We start from the raw sequence: 14,401 nt of genomic DNA, 5'->3' as shown, positions 1-14,401 counted from the left end.
TACATTAAAAACACATTAGACGTTATTTTCCTTCTTTTTTCTTCTCTTCAGGTAATTTAAAAATGACTTCCCCATCATTACTTAAATAATAATCGTCACGTGCGACTTTCTCTATATACTCTTTGTTATTCAAATTATTCAATTGTTCTTTCAAAGCAATTTCTTCGTCTTGCTGTTTTTGGAACTTTTCTTCTTTTACTTTACGTTCCTGCGCATCTTCAGCATTGCTTCTTGTTTGAGAGATAACCATGACAGAAAGGACGATAATGATTGCGAGTAAAATCCCCGCAAAGAGCATAATACGACGTTTAACCACACGCTTTTTCATTTCGCGCTGTCTTTTTCTTCGGTTTTCGTTCTCGATATACCTGTTTTCCATATGCTCTACTTTTCTAGCCATGGTATGTCACTCCTTAGTCATTCTCATTAATACGTTCTTCTTTCACTAATTCATACATGCCTTTCGCATTCTCTTTCGACGCATGTTCGCTTAATCCAGTGACACGAATTGTAATCACACGTTGTCCGAAACGAATGACGATTTCGTCACCGATTTTGACATCCGTACCTGCTTTTGCTGTGTTGTTATTGACTTGAACACGGCCTTGGTCACTGACTTCTTTCGCAAGTGTACGGCGTTTGATTAAACGAGATACTTTTAGATATTTGTCTAATCTCACGTTATTCCCCTTCTTTCTTTTCCAACAAAGCTTTTAATTCCGCTTCACTATAGTCTTTATTTTTGACTTCATCATACAACGTCATAAAATGGTCTGCAAATACTTTCTCAAATTTCACACGCGGCGTTTTGCCTTCTTTCGCTTTTGCTTCTGACCAAATACCTTTTAAGTCTTCGATATTTTCTGCTTTTGCGTCCGCAAACACATGCGGATGACGTCGAATCATTTTATCATTTAAACTTTCAATCACTTCAGTAATATCAATATAACCTTCTTTTTTGCCGATAGCCGCATGTAACAGCACTTGCAACAAGATATCGCCCAGTTCTTCAATCATATGCCAGTCATCTTCATGATCGATAGCTTCAAATAATTCAAATGTCTCTTCTAAAAGATAACGTTTCAATGTTTCGTGTGTTTGTACTTTATCCCAAGGGCAACCTTTGTCATCATCTACTAACGTATCAATCACTTTAACCGCATAATCAAAATCACCATGCATTAAAGTTTCATCTTCAATACGCGGAATAAAGACGCTTGTTAAATTACTGAAGATATCGTGACGATCTAATTCGTATAGAGGCGTCTCAATTAATGTCGCTCCTGTGTTACGGGCGCCATCTACAATATAAACGCTATAATCATCAGGATAACGCTCCATCAATGTCAGTTTTAAATCTCCTGCTGTCATTGCGCTATACACTTGCGTGATCAACGTATGCGTACGGATATTCAGCTGTTCTGCTTTTAAAGCTGTTCCATCTAGTAAAGTGAAGCCTTCATTTGGGTCCACTTGTACCGCTTCAAACACATCATCAATGAAACTTTTACCGCCAAGCACTTTCACTTCAACCTCTGGATGTGACTGCGCATAGGCTGTCAGCAACGCTGTTGTCGTTTCTGCCACACGCGGATGACCTGGCACCACATAAACGACATTTTCTTGTTGTGCCGCTTCAATTAATTGATCAACAATCGCTTGGTACACTGCTTCAAACGCATCATGTGCTTCATATACTGGGTCAAAACTTGACCACTCTAATTGCGGTACTTCTGTTTTTAGCGCCTCAACCACAGGATGATCTAGTGTACGTGCATAAATATGAGTTTGCTGGGTCAAATAGCGGTAAATCCCTAAAGGCAATTCATCTAAACCATAGTTGCCTAAACCTACAATTGTAATGGTATGACTCATCATTTTCGTCCTTTCTTCAAACGGTATAATTTATCTCCGAACGGCATATGCTGCAATTCACGATAAGTTAATAAATTCAATGTCGCAATCGCGATAATAACCACCGCAACACCAACGAGCGCCGCAAGCAGTAATTCTACCATGCCTGTTAAACGCCCTTCTGTCGGCGTCATCCACATAATCAGTTGTACTGCCGCAGTCATCGCAACGACTGTCACAAGCAGCTTCGAGACAAAATTACGCATGTGACGCAAGCGATAGAATTGTAACGTTCGCCACTGCAAGATAAACGCAAACAAACATAATGACAGTACCGTACTGACACTTGCCCCGATAATACCGATGTTCGGAATCAATACAAAATTCATTATCAATTTTATAACTGCACCTAAGCCGAAAGCAATCAGAATCAAACGAGATTGTCTGCGTACTTCTAACAAAGCAATATTCACCATAATCAACGAAACACAAATGACCGTCAACATATAAATAACGAGCGTAGCGGTTAAGACATCATTTTTAAAGAACACACGGTTCATTAAAGGCAATAAATTCATTAATCCTGCGCCCGCCGCAACACTGATAGTCATCGTAATCTTCAACGTCGCATCCGCATATCGGTTCATACGTTCAAAGCGTTGTTCCGCAAACGCATTGGTTAATAAAGGAATCAACACAAAACAAAATGTTGTCGTCACAATTAAACCGATTTGAATAAAAGATGCGCCACGGTCATAAATCCCTTTTTGCACAATCGCTTCTTTAAACGATAAGCCATAATACTGCAAGGTGCGAATCACTGAGAAACTGTCCATCAATTGCCACGTCGTCACAATAAGGTGACTCGCTGAAAAGATAATAATCGCTGCAGTCAAACGTTGCCATACGACTTTAGTCATCTCATCTTCACGCAACGCAAACTCAAATTGAAACGGTCGTTTCACACTTAAGAAGATAGTAGCCGCTAAGAAGCCTAAAGCTGAAGCTAAGATGGCCCAAGTTCCTACTCGATAAATCGACCAATCCAACTGAACAAACACTACAATCAACACTAAGATAATACCGACACGCACAATTTGTTCAATGACTTGTGAAAAAGCCGGCGCATCCATTTGTTGACGTGATTGGAAACTGCCACGCAAGACACCTAAACAACCGACGACCAAGAAACTGCAGCTTGCCATACGGATCATCGGCGTCAGATGCATATCACCCATCAGATGAGCAATGACAGGTGCCAAAATGAAGATCAACGCAAATAAGATGAAACATACACCTTGTATACCAATCATGACATGACTGATTTTACGATGCGTCCAATGTGCACCGAAGTTTTGCGTCACAGCACTCGGTATCGCATTCATCGATAAAATCGTCGCAAGCGACAAAAATGGATATACTTGTTGGTACGCATATAGCCCCGCATCACCGAGTACGTTTTGGTATGGAACACGATATATCGCACTCAGTATTTTGACCATCACTAACGCCAAAGTCAGAATTACGACACCGCTGAAGGCTGATTTACGCTTCATCTGGAATGACCATACTTTCTTCTAAAGCTTTCATCAAGAATTTCAAGCGGTCAAACCACGCACCTGCTTTTTTATTTTTCATAAGTGTCACAGTCATCGCACCTTCAGACACACCAACTTTCATATCTCTGCCAAGCGGCAACGTCTGTTTAAAGAGTGCTTCACCATTGATATCTTCTGTTCCTTTTTCAGATAGATAAATTTCAATCGCTTTGCCTGTATCTTTAATTCGCGTTACGCCGACATGTAGGGCATGAATACGGATTTCAACGATGTCTAATAGACGTTCTACTTCAACCGGATAATCGTTGAAGCGGTCGATAAGTTCATCTTTGATATCCATTAACTCATTTTCAGTTTCAATCTGACGTAATTTCTTATAGATTTCAATTTTCGATTGTTCATTCGGTATATAAGATGTCGGCAAGTACGCATCAATATTCAATTCAATTTCAATTTCTGGTGTTTCACTTTCTTGTTTAATACCACGTTTTTCATTAACCGCTTCTTCAAGCATTTGTGAATACAAGTCGAAGCCGACAGAATCGATAAAGCCGTGTTGTTGTTTCCCTAATAAATTACCGGCACCACGGATATTCAAGTCACGCATCGCAATTTTGAAACCACTGCCAAGTTCAGTAAATTCTTTGATCGCTTGCAGGCGTTCTTCTGCAGTTTCTGACAATACTTTGTTTGTCGGATGTAAGAAGTAAGCATAACCAACACGAGAAGAACGACCCACACGTCCACGCAATTGATAGAGTTGGCTCAGACCGAAGCGATCTGCTTCTTCAATAATCAACGTGTTCGCATTCGGCACATCGACACCTGTTTCAATAATTGTCGTCGTCACTAAAATATCGTATTCGCCATTGACGAAACCAATCATTGTATCTTCTAGTTCACGTTCTGTCATACGGCCATGTGCCACACCAATGGTCGCATCTGGCATCAACATTTGAAGCTGTTCTCTCTTTTCGTAGATGGATTGTACACGGTTGTATAGATAGAACGCTTGACCGCCACGCGCAAGTTCACGCTCCAAAGCTTCTTTGATAAAGTTCGTGTTTTGTTCTAACACGTAAGTTTGGACTGGGAAGCGGTTTTCTGGTGGCGTTTCAATCACAGACAGGTCACGTACCCCTAACATACTCATATGGAGTGTTCTTGGGATCGGTGTAGCTGTTAAAGTTAAAACATCCACATTCGTTTTCAGTGTTTTAATTCGTTCTTTATGACGAACACCAAAGCGTTGTTCTTCATCGACAACTAATAGACCTAAATCTTTATACTTCACATCTTTTGCGAGTAATTTATGTGTACCCACCACGATGTCGATGGTACCGTCGTTTAAACCTTGTTTCGTTTCTTTGATTTCTTTAGGTGTACGGAAGCGGCTCATCAATTGAATATTTACCGGGAAATCTTGCATACGTTCCAACAACGTTTCATAGTGCTGTTGCGCTAGAATAGTCGTTGGTACTAAGAAAGCGACTTGTTTCCCTTCCATGACTGCTTTGAAAGCTGCACGTAATGCCACTTCGGTTTTACCGTAACCGACATCACCACATAACAAGCGGTCCATTGGACGTTCTTTCTCCATGTCTTCTTTGATTTCATCAATAGATTTGGCTTGGTCCGCTGTTAAATCATAAGGGAAGTCCATTTCGAATTCGTGTTGTTGTTCTGTATCCGGTCCGAATTGATGCCCTTCTGCCATCTCACGCTCACGATACAGTTCAATAAGTTCATCCGCAATATCTTCAACACTCTGTTGAACTTTGGCTTTGGTTTTCTTCCACTCTGTACCGCCAAGTTTATTTAATTTAGGCGTTTTATCTTCTGATGCCACATATTTTTGAACTTGATCCATTTGATCAACCGGCACAAAGAGTTGGTCTGTTCCCTTGTATTGAATTTTAATATAGTCTCGGTGTACATCACCGACTTCAAGCGTTTCAACGCCTAAATAACGCCCTACACCATGGTGCACATGAACAACATAATCGCCGACTTTCAAGTCTTGATAAGATTTGATGCGTTCTGCGTTAGTCATCGTCGGTGTACGTTTCTTCGCTTTTTTCTGTTTAGATTTAAACAACTCGCGTTCTGTCACGACCGCAAGCGACATATAAGGCAACTCAAAACCTTCAGATAGACTGCCTTCTACAATAACTGCGTGTCCACCTTGAATATTCGCACTCGCACCCGCTTCTACAATCGGAATATGCATTTCATTCATCATGGCTTTGACACGTTCTTTTTTCGTTTCTGTTTCGACTAGTACCACAACCGTATAACCGTTATTGATATAACGTTGGAATTCAGAACGCATAATGTCATATTGGCCATAGAATTGTTGGACAGGTTTACTTGAGAATTTGATAATGTGATCTAATTTCACTGGCATACTTGCGGTAAACAGTGTGAAATAGGTGATGTTACGTGTTTTAATCAAGTTTTCAAAGGCATCATCGTCTAAGAAATATTGACCGATAAACCCTTTACCGCTTTCAATCAACTGCTGCATAAAGTCATTGACTTCAGACATCAATGTTTCTTCTGTATCTTTGACACGGTTATATTCATCAACGACGATGATCGCATTATTACTGATGTAATCGACCAGTGTCGCAGGTTGTTCGTACATAAAAGCGACCAATCTACGAATCACTTGGTGGTCAATAAAGTTCGTATCAAATTGTAAGAAGCTTTCATACGTATCTTTGACATCTTGACGTACAGCTTTTTCAATTTTAGGACGTGTTGTTTCATAAGCCGTTTTAAGTTCTGTTTTAATACGTTTCAAGACGTCCTCTGTGATGATATAGTCACTTGCTGAAGTGATATGAACATCGTCTTGGTTTGCTTCTGAACGTTGGCTTTCCACATCAAATTGACGAATTGAATCCACTTCAGTATCGAAGAGTTCAATACGTACAGGTTCGCCAATCAATGGATAAATATCAATGATGCCCCCACGAACTGAGAATTCACCGATATGTGACACGACACTTTCTCTGCGATAACCCATATTAACGAGTTTGTTGAAGAATGCATCGACATCAATGTCATCTCCGACTTTCAAAGTGATTTGGTGGTTTTGCCACATCTCTACAGGCGTCTGTAGTTTTTTCAGTCCGTTCAAAGGTATGATAAAGAACCCTCGCTGGCCTTGTGCTAAGGCAGTAAGGGTGCGCACACGTTCGCTCATCAACTGCGGACTTTGTGTGGAGAATTCTTCAGTCATGATGTCTTGAAGCGGATATTTGTATATGTCTTCTGCTTCGATATACTGTTGTAAGTCTGCTTCTAATTTATCTGCTTGGTATAAGTTATTTGTCACCACGACCATCGGGCGATTTGAAGACAAATATTTTTCTGCCATTACTGTCGCTTTCGCCGCACCGGATAAGCCAGTGACTAAGACATTTTCATGTCCAAATACATCGTTTAACTCTTCATATCGTTTATCTTTATTTAAATAATCTGTAATTATTGATTTCACTTAGCCTCACCATTATATTCATTCATCACATGGTCGAAACGCGAACTCGCGATAAAATCTTCCACCGCATGTGCAGAATGTTCTATTACTTTTTGCATTGTTTCCATTTCTTGTTTTGAGAATTTCTGCAAGACATAATCTGGTACAGACATACCGTTGGTCGGTCTTCCGATACCGATACGGATACGTTTGAATTGATCTGTACCAAGATGTTGAATAATCGATTTCATACCATTATGACCGCCGGCACTGCCCTTTTGACGTAAACGGACTTGTCCTTGTGCTAAATCCAAATCATCATAGAGCACTAATAAATCTTCAACATCTACATTATAGTAATCCATTAACGGACCGACAGCTTCTCCTGATAAGTTCATCAAAGTCATCGGTTCAATGAATAATACTTTGTCACCTGCGACACGTTCAATCGTATATGCGCCACGGAATTTTTGTTTATCTAACTTTAATTGATTAGATTCTAATAAATAATCTATTACTTCAAACCCGATATTATGTCTGGTTTGTTCAAATCGTTTACCGATATTGCCTAATCCGACAATACACTTCATGCTTTTCTGCCTCCATCTCTTCTTTTCTTTTGATTTGGCATCGGTCATCTACACCGATGTCTATGTATCGCTTTATTCCCTATATTAACACAAATCAGGATAAACCCTGACACGTAAAGCATGTAATATGACGCAATAAAAAAGCCGATCACACAAAAATGTGAACGGCACAAATATAAGAAAAAATTATTCTTCTTCTTCGTCTTCTTTGTTTTCTCCAACAACTTCTGGTTCTGGAGTATCAGCGTCGCCTGCTTCAACTTCTTGGATTTCTTCTTCGCTTGGTCCTTGAGTTGGAGGTGTTACAGTTACAACTGTATCTTCAGGATCGTTTTCGATTGTGAAGTCGCCTGTTACTTTCAAGTCTTGAACTGCGATAGTGTCACCGATTTCTAATTCAGTGATATCTGCTTCAAGATATTCAGGAATGTTGTCTGGAGTTGCAGTAACTTCAACGTAGAATAATGGTTGGTCAACTACGCCGCCTTCTTTAGCGCCTACTGCTTCACCAACTAAGTGTACAGGTACTTCAACAGTACGTTCTTCAGTCATGTTGATTGCTAAGAAGTCGATGTGTGTAACTTGGTTTTTAAGTGGGTCGTATTGGTAGTCAGCTACCATTACTTTGATTGTTTTAGAACCTACACCTAAGTCAATAACACCGTTACGTCCAACTTCACGGATAACTTTGATGAATTCTACTTCATCAACTTTAACTGATACGTTTTTTTGACCGTAACCATACATAACTGCTGGTACTTTACCTGAGTTTCTGATTGCTGTTAAATCAGAACGTCTTTGTTTACCTTGACGGATAATAGACTTTAATGAAGCCATTTCCTTTTTCCACCTTTCGTATATGAGATATCAGATCGTTGCTTATAATAAGCGTTCAATAGTCAATCTCTCCGGCACTTGCCCATCGGTTGTTTGACCGCTTGCAAGTGTTTGATATGTTCGTTACAGAAAGTCACGAACGGAATTATTATACACATTTTTACAAATTACGTCAACTGCTCATTTGATTTAATACCGTGAAAATGAAAAAACTGCAGCCAAAGACTGCAGTTTTAATCATTAGTCGAATAATACACTCACTGATTCTCTTTCGTAAACACGAACGATTGCTTGAGCAATTAATCCAGCAATTGATAATTCAGTTGTGTTTTCTGGTTTGCGACCATCGTCAAGACGGATTGAGTTTGTCACAATCAATTCTTTGATTGCTGAGTTTTCAATACGTTCTTTCGCTGGTCCAGAAAGTACAGCGTGTGAACAACAAGCATAAACTTCTTTAGCACCTTTGTCTTTCAACGCTTGTGCTGCTAATGTGATTGTTCCAGCTGTGTCGATAATGTCGTCAATGATAATTGCAGTACGTCCATCAATATCACCTACGATATTCATAACTTCTGCAACGTTTGGTTTTGGACGACGTTTGTCGATAATTGCGATTGGTGTTTTCAAAATGTCTGCTAATTTACGTGCGCGTGTCACGCCGCCGTGGTCTGGTGAAACCACAACTGTTTCTTCTGGGTCGATATCAGGATTGCTCTTGAAGTATTCCGCAAGAATCGGTACACCCATTAAGTGATCGATTGGAATATCGAAGAATCCTTGAATTTGTGGTGCGTGCAAGTCTAAAGCGATCATACGGTCTGCGCCTGCTACTTGAATCAAGTTAGCAACTAATTTCGCAGTAATCGGCTCACGGCTGCGTGCTTTACGGTCTTGACGTGCATAACCATAATAAGGAACCACAATGTTAATTGTTGCCGCAGAAGCACGTTTACATGCATCTATCATAATCAACAGTTCCATTAAATGTACGTTAACTGGATAAGATGTAGGTTGGATAATGAAGACGTCGCAACCTCGGATACTTTCTTCAATATTGATTTGGATTTCGCCGTCACTGAAACGTTTTACCGAACATTTCCCTAATTCAATTCCAATGTTATCCGCTACTTCACGTGCAAGCGGCTCATTTCCTTTCAACGAGAAAATCTTTAAAGATGAATTTTTATATTCATTAGCTAACATTTATAGTCCTCCATTTATTTGCATTCATGCGTCGTTCAGGTCGAACTGATACATAACATCCTATTTAATTTTACTGAATTGGACAAGATACATCAATAGTTGTTAGTCGTTATTTTTATTTAAATAGCCTGGTTTTGTTGTTTGTCTTGCGCGTGCAAGGGCTAAACTGTCATTTGGAATATCGTCTGTAATCGTTGAGCCAGCGGCGATTAAGACACCATCACCGACTGTTACAGGTGCAACTAGATTTGTGTTGCAACCGATAAATGAATCTTTTCCGATAATTGTTTTAAATTTATTTTTACCATCGTAATTGACTGTAATCGAACCACAACCGACATTCGTACGTTCGCCGATTTCAGCATCTCCGATGTAACTTAAGTGCGATACTTTCGCACCATCTTTAAGTTCTGCTTTCTTCACTTCGACAAAGTTGCCGACTTTCACTTCATTACCTAAATGTGCGTTTGGTCTTAATTGTGCGAATGGACCTACTGTTGTATCATCGCCAACTGTCGCATCATTGACCACTGATTGTTTAATTGTCGTACGATTACCGATAGTACTGTTATTAACATCTGAGTATTGACCGATAACTGTATCTTCACCGATGACAGTGCCTTTACCTAAATGCACACCTGGTTCAATAATTGTATCCATACCAATTTGTACATCGGCTTCAATATACGTTGAAGCTGGATCAATTAAAGTGACACCATTACGCATATGATACTCATTCACACGTTCACGATAAGCCGCTTCTGCTTTACTTAACGCAACACGGTCGTTCACTCCCATAATTTCATCAAAGTCATCAGTACGATAAGCGTCTGCGATTTTACCCGCTTCAAGCGCTAACGTAATGACATCTGGTAAATAATATTCACCTTGTGCATTATCGTTTTTAACTTTTTCTAATAACTCGAATAATAAAACATTATCGAATGCGAAAATACCTGTACTGATTTCATCGATTTCGCGTTCAGCTTCTGTCGCATCTTTTTGTTCTACAATTTTAGCCAAACGGCCATCTTGATCTCTGACAATACGACCATATCCGAATGGATTGTCAGCTGTCGCAGACAGCACTGTAACACCTGCTTGTTGTGCTTCATGGTAATCTGCCAAAGCTTTTAATGTTTCAGGTGTGATAAGCGGAGTATCGCCGCACACGACCAACGTTGTGCCTTCTTTACCTTTCAATTCATCAGCTGCCATTTTCACAGCGTGCGCTGTACCTAATTGTTCCTCTTGGAAGCTATAAGATGATTGACTTCCTAAAGTTTCTTTCACACTTTCAGCACCGTGTCCGACGATTGTGACAATTTCATCTGTTCCTGCTTGTTTCACGCTGTCGACCACATGCTCAATCATACTTTTGCCCGCTACTTTATGTAGCACTTTGTAAAGTTTCGATTTCATTCTGGTACCTTTACCAGCTGCTAATACTACCGCATATCTCTGCATGACTGCGAACCCTCCAATAATTTTACACTTCGTTATTATTATAAATTAAGGTAAGTTGCACTTTCAAGACTCACCCTTACATCCGTTTGAGGAGATAAGCTGAACAAGTCCGTTTTATCATAGCATATCTTTTTAATATTTTACACAATATTGTTCGGTGATAAAAAAGACTCGTGCATTCAAGTTATCCAGCCCATCAAATGGTATAAAAAACCCTCGATCACATGACCGAGGGTTTAAAAGTTACATTTCTATCTTTAAGCTTTTAATTAAGCTTCTTCGTTATCATTATCTTCTGATTCTGATGGTTTCGCATTCTTATCTGGAATGACTTCATCAGTTTCATCATATACTTTCATCACTGCATCTTGAATTTCTTGTCTCATATCTGAATTAATCGGATGCGCGATGTCACGGAATTCACCATCTGGTGTGCGTTTGCTCGGCATTGCGACGAATAGACCTGAGTTGCCTTCAATTACACGCAAATCATGGACTACGAATGCGTCGTCTAGTGTGATTGACACTAGTGCTTTCATTCTTCCATCAGTTTGTATTTTTCTAAGTCTTACATCTGTCACTTTCATGTAGTGAGCCCCCCTAGTATATCTCTCTATTGTCTTATAGAAGCTTACAATATTTAATTAAAAATTATTTTCCTTTAACTTGAGCGATAACCTCAATCTCAACCTTTACGTCTTTTGGCAGACGCGCAACTTCCACACAGCTTCTTGCTGGTTTATGCGCATCAAAGTATAAGCCGTAAACTTCGTTGATTTCTTGGAAATCGTTCATATCTTTAATAAAGATATTTGCTTTAATCACTGAATCCATATCGGCACCCGCTTCTTGTAAAACCGCTTTAAGGTTTTCAAGTACTTGACGCGTTTGTACCTGTACTTCATCACTGACAAGTTCATTAAATTCATTTAGTGGAATCTGTCCTGAAGTGTAAACCAAATCATTCACGACAACTGCGTGTGAATAAGGGCCTAAAGCTTCAGGCGCTTTATTACTGTGAATCGTCTTCATGTTGTTGACCGCTCCTTTATGAGAATTTAGATAAAACATTGCCTTGTTCGACTTTAAAGTCCTGATTGTATTCATCTACATCAGACAGTCTTACCAAGGAAGTATAATCTTCAATCAATCTTTGTTTGACTTCTTTAGATTCTACAAGTACTGATACCCCCTTGACATGCGCTTTAAACTCATTCATTAAATTCATCACGCCATTTATCGAGCCGCCCGCGCGCATAAAGTCATCGACAATTAATACATTCGAATTTTCTTTTAATGTGCGTTTCGACAAGACCATTGTTTCGATCTTGCGCGAAGAACCCGATACATAGTTGATAGAGACTGTAGAACCCTCAGTTACTTTATTATCCTTTCGAATAACAACTACTGGTAAATTTAATACATTTGCTACGGCATTGGCAAGAGATATCCCTTTTGTCGCAATCGTCACAATCGCATCTAAGTCTTCATCCATATAAATTGTCGCAATCAAACGTCCAACTTTATTCAACAATTCTGGATTGCCCATCAAGTCGGATAGGAATAAATATCCACCTGGCAATAAGCGCTCTTTTTCTTGAAGATGTACAATCACTTCATCAATCACTTGTTCTGCTTCTTCTTTGCTCATTGTCGGACGATATGTCACACCACCGCTTGCACCTGCAGTCGTAATCACTGTACCCAGCTTTTCTTTATGCAAGGTTTCGCGAACAATGTGGATGTCCTCACTGATTGATGATTTCGCTTGTTTAAATTTCTTCACAAAATGCGTCAATGGTATCAACTTGTTTGGATGGCTCATCAAATAATGAGTCATATACACAATGCGTTCGCTTCGTTTATAACGCAAGAGAATCCTTCCTTTCTTAACCTAGTAATCTGACTAAATAAACCTCGTTACAGCACCCGTGAACCGCGTTATATATGTTTTGTGCTTGCTTATAATGTTTCGCTAAGCTATATACCGTCGGGCCGCTGCCGCTCATCAACGCGCCATCTGCACCGCTGTTAAGCATATTTTGTTTTAGCTTTTGAATGTCTGGATGCATGTCCATGGAAATCGCTTCTAAGCTATTAGATAACGACGCACAGATTTGCTTATAATCTCCGTCTTCAATTGCTTTGATACATGCATCTGATTGTGTCGCTTGCTGCGGTGTTTCTTCAATACGCAACGCTTGAAACACACAAGGTGTTGAAATGCCGACGTTCGGCTTTGCGATGACTACCCAAGCTTTCGGCGGGCGTTTCAACAAACGTACTTTTTCACCATGTCCTGTACATACCGCTGTTTTGCTGTAAATACAAAAAGGCACATCAGAACCGACCTGACTTGCCAAACGACTTAAATCATCTAAGGACAAACCAAGTTCAAATAACCGATTCATTGCACGCATTGTGGCTGCTGCATCAGCAGAACCACCGCCAAGGCCTGCTGACACTGGGATTTCCTTTTCCAGCACAATCGTCACACCTTGTTGGATTTGATATGTTTCTTTCATCAGCATTGCTGCTTTATACGCTAAATTCTTCGCGTTTTCAGGCACAAAATTATAATCCACTTGTACAACAACACGTTGATCTTCACGCTTTTCAACAGTAACGCGGTCATTCAAGTCCACCGTTGTCATTACCATTTCAACTTCATGAAACCCATCATTTCTTTTATAAAGTGCATCTAAAGTGAAGTTAATTTTGGCAGGTGCCTTTTCATATATCATCTTACCGCCCACCTTTACTGTTAAATTTGCTTTAGTTCAGAAATGTCTGCTTCGCCTATCAGGCGACGAGAGAGGTTCCCTCTTCTTTCACAGCATTAAAATGACGTTCATCATTTGCATTAGTGTTATTATAACACGAACATTACCATATATCACAGTGCTTAATGTTATGAAAATGAAAAAGTTTTAACTAAGTTGCGAAGATGTTTTATATTCACGCTTCGTAAAGAGATACTTGCTGTTACTCAACTTCATACCTATGCATACAAATTTAAAATTTACATAGGAATTCCAATTTTCGATTCACAAAGCAACCCGCACCATTACACAGCAAATAGCAAAACCACTACCACAAACTTAAAATTCTGTATAATGGCTAGCGCAATCTGTACAAGTATTCAGAAGACCTTTGAGATCTGAAGGTCCTCAAACCTAAAATAAAGCAAAATAAAAAAGAGGAATCCTGATTCAGGATTCCTCTCAGACCGTAGACAAACTACCGTTATAACTTGAAAAAGTGTAACGGTAGTTTATTTTTTTATGAAATTTTCGAAAATATGTATAAAAATCTTTATAATAGAAGTCCTCACGGACTCTTATGTAAGCCACATAGATACTTTTTTCAAATTCATCGCAGCACAAGTAAACATCGTATCCATT

13 protein-coding genes are annotated in these 14,401 nt (G+C 39.5%); all 13 read right to left on the bottom strand.

Translation table 11 applies throughout. The features are described from left to right. Nucleotides 1-22: 22 nt before the first annotated feature. On the bottom strand, nucleotides 23-400 hold the full coding sequence (locus tag KRR19_RS11275) for an FtsB family cell division protein (RefSeq protein ID WP_002481922.1): 378 nt from the start codon (nucleotides 398-400) through the stop codon (nucleotides 23-25). Between the two features lie 13 nt (nucleotides 401-413). Beyond that, nucleotides 414-680 (bottom strand): RNA-binding S4 domain-containing protein, encoded by a 267-nt coding sequence (locus KRR19_RS11270; RefSeq protein WP_002481921.1) that lies wholly within the window; start codon nucleotides 678-680, stop codon nucleotides 414-416. A 1-nt stretch (nucleotide 681) separates the two neighbouring features. Next, a complete protein-coding gene (locus KRR19_RS11265) occupies nucleotides 682-1,875 on the bottom strand; it encodes a MazG nucleotide pyrophosphohydrolase domain-containing protein (RefSeq protein ID WP_060804579.1) in 1,194 nt (397 codons plus the stop codon). Beyond that, entirely contained in the window at nucleotides 1,875-3,410 is a 1,536-nt protein-coding gene (locus KRR19_RS11260) for a polysaccharide biosynthesis protein (RefSeq protein WP_023016274.1), read from the bottom strand. The genes KRR19_RS11265 and KRR19_RS11260 overlap by 1 nt, the downstream gene beginning before the upstream one ends. Next, nucleotides 3,400-6,909: a transcription-repair coupling factor gene (mfd, locus tag KRR19_RS11255; protein WP_422048116.1), complete on the bottom strand. Its 3,510-nt coding sequence runs from the start codon at nucleotides 6,907-6,909 to the stop codon at nucleotides 3,400-3,402. The genes KRR19_RS11260 and mfd overlap by 11 nt, the downstream gene beginning before the upstream one ends. 5 nt (nucleotides 6,910-6,914) lie before the next feature. Further along, nucleotides 6,915-7,487, bottom strand: a complete 573-nt coding sequence (gene pth, locus KRR19_RS11250; RefSeq protein ID WP_002481917.1) for an aminoacyl-tRNA hydrolase — start codon at nucleotides 7,485-7,487, stop codon at nucleotides 6,915-6,917. Nucleotides 7,488-7,673: 186 nt separating this feature from the next. Beyond that, entirely contained in the window at nucleotides 7,674-8,324 is a 651-nt protein-coding gene (locus KRR19_RS11245; protein ID WP_002481916.1) for a 50S ribosomal protein L25/general stress protein Ctc, read from the bottom strand. A 240-nt stretch (nucleotides 8,325-8,564) separates the two neighbouring features. Continuing rightward, complete coding sequence (locus KRR19_RS11240) at nucleotides 8,565-9,530, bottom strand: ribose-phosphate diphosphokinase (protein WP_002481915.1); 966 nt, start codon at nucleotides 9,528-9,530, stop codon at nucleotides 8,565-8,567. Between the two features lie 102 nt (nucleotides 9,531-9,632). After that, nucleotides 9,633-10,997 (bottom strand): bifunctional UDP-N-acetylglucosamine diphosphorylase/glucosamine-1-phosphate N-acetyltransferase GlmU, encoded by a 1,365-nt coding sequence (glmU, locus tag KRR19_RS11235; RefSeq protein ID WP_002481914.1) that lies wholly within the window; start codon nucleotides 10,995-10,997, stop codon nucleotides 9,633-9,635. Nucleotides 10,998-11,266: 269 nt separating this feature from the next. Then, complete coding sequence (spoVG, locus tag KRR19_RS11230) at nucleotides 11,267-11,584, bottom strand: septation regulator SpoVG (RefSeq protein ID WP_002481913.1); 318 nt, start codon at nucleotides 11,582-11,584, stop codon at nucleotides 11,267-11,269. Between the two features lie 64 nt (nucleotides 11,585-11,648). Then, a complete protein-coding gene (locus tag KRR19_RS11225; protein WP_002481912.1) occupies nucleotides 11,649-12,029 on the bottom strand; it encodes a RidA family protein in 381 nt (126 codons plus the stop codon). A gap of 16 nt (nucleotides 12,030-12,045) precedes the next feature. After that, a complete protein-coding gene (purR, locus tag KRR19_RS11220; protein WP_002481911.1) occupies nucleotides 12,046-12,870 on the bottom strand; it encodes a pur operon repressor in 825 nt (274 codons plus the stop codon). 16 nt (nucleotides 12,871-12,886) lie between these two features. Beyond that, on the bottom strand, nucleotides 12,887-13,741 hold the full coding sequence (ispE, locus tag KRR19_RS11215; RefSeq protein ID WP_023016276.1) for a 4-(cytidine 5'-diphospho)-2-C-methyl-D-erythritol kinase: 855 nt from the start codon (nucleotides 13,739-13,741) through the stop codon (nucleotides 12,887-12,889). Nucleotides 13,742-14,401: the final 660 nt, after the last annotated feature.

This window comes from Staphylococcus sp. CWZ226 (assembly GCF_018986355.1).
GTDB lineage: Bacteria > Bacillota > Bacilli > Staphylococcales > Staphylococcaceae > Staphylococcus > Staphylococcus simulans.
This window is presented reverse-complemented; position numbering and strand designations above follow the sequence as displayed.